We start from the raw sequence: 1,192 nt of genomic DNA, 5'->3' as shown, positions 1-1,192 counted from the left end.
CCAGTCATAAGCAAGGGTCAGACCGCGTCGGCCGGGACTACCCCATCCTCGCGGGATCGGGTAGATAGAGACTGACAGTCATAGGAATCGCCGCGTGAGCCGACCGAGGCGACCGCTTCTTGCTCGGCCAGGACCTGCCCGTAGCGGATCGCCCGATACTGGACTCCTCGGTCGGAGTGATGCACGAGCCCACTGAGGTCTGCCCCCTCGCGTCTGCGCAGGTAGATCGCCATGTTCAAGGCATCTAGAGCGAGCTCGGTATGTAGCGAGCGAGACGCTCGCCAGCCCACGATCTCCCGGTTGAACACGTCGATCACGAACGCGACGTAGACCCATCCGGAGAACGTGTGGACGTAGGTGATGTCCGCGACCCACAGCTGGTTCGGCGCGAACGCGCTGAAATGGCGGTCCACCAGATCTGCCGGGCAATCCTCCCTCGGCGCGGATCTCGTCGTGTTCGGTGCCTTCTTCCGGCGGATCCCGTGGAGACCGAGGTCGCGCATCAGGCGCTCGGTCGTGCAGCGCGCGACGTGCCCGCGCCCGAGGCGATCTTCTTCACGGTTGAGCACGATGTGCATCTTCCTCGCGCCGAACACGCGGAGGTTGTCGTGGTGAACCTGCGCGATCTCCTCCTTGAGGACCTCGTCCCGGCGTGCCCGGGCAGACGGCTCGCGCTGCTGGCGAGCGTAGTAGGTGCTCGGAGCGATCTGGACGCCTGCTTCTCGCAGGGTCGTGCAGATCGGCTCGACTCCGAACTCTTCCTTGTGCTCGTCGATGAACGAGCAGGTCACCTGGAGGGGCGGTCGAGCTCCGCCGCGAAGAAAGCCGACGCAGACCTCAAGATCGCGTTCGCGCGCCGAAGCTCGCGCACTTCCTTCTCGAGCTCGACGAGCTTCTGCGCATCGTCGGTGGTGGTGCCCGGGCGGGAGCCGGCATCGATCTGGGACTGACGGACCCAGCCGCGCAGGGTCTCGGGGTTCACGCCGAGCTGGTCACCGACCCGGCGAAACACTCCCCGCTGGGAGCCGGGATCCTCCTCGAGGAGGTCCAAGACCATCCGGATCGCTCGCTCTCGGAGCTCGTCGGGATACTTACGTGGTGCGGCCATGAGCCTCGGGCTTTCATCGTTGAGGTGTCCGAGGGGTGGGTCGTGATGGGTGAAGGTGCTCCTGACCTGGAAGAATAGGGCTTG

2 protein-coding genes and 1 other annotated feature are annotated in these 1,192 nt (G+C 65.2%); both genes read right to left on the bottom strand.

All coding sequences use genetic code 11. From position 1 onward, the window contains the following. Nucleotides 1-17: 17 nt before the first annotated feature. On the bottom strand, nt 18-791 hold the full coding sequence (locus ABD093_RS18255) for an IS3 family transposase (protein WP_343926295.1): 774 nt from the start codon (nt 789-791) through the stop codon (nt 18-20). Further along, nucleotides 699-827 (bottom strand) — a sequence feature (AL1L pseudoknot). Its footprint overlaps the gene before it by 93 nt. Then, nucleotides 788-1,108: a transposase gene (locus ABD093_RS18250; protein WP_193119113.1), complete on the bottom strand. Its 321-nt coding sequence runs from the start codon at nt 1,106-1,108 to the stop codon at nt 788-790. (Overlaps the previous feature by 40 nt.) The genes ABD093_RS18255 and ABD093_RS18250 overlap by 4 nt, the downstream gene beginning before the upstream one ends. Nucleotides 1,109-1,192: the final 84 nt, after the last annotated feature.

The sequence above is a fragment of the Brachybacterium tyrofermentans genome (genome assembly GCF_039526165.1).
GTDB lineage: Bacteria > Actinomycetota > Actinomycetes > Actinomycetales > Dermabacteraceae > Brachybacterium > Brachybacterium tyrofermentans.
This window is presented reverse-complemented; position numbering and strand designations above follow the sequence as displayed.

Excerpts from the sequence above, each read along its gene's own strand:
- ABD093_RS18250 (WP_193119113.1), bottom strand. The coding sequence starts at position 1,108 with ATGGCCGCACCACGTAAGTATCCCGACGAGCTCCGAGAGCGAGCGATC.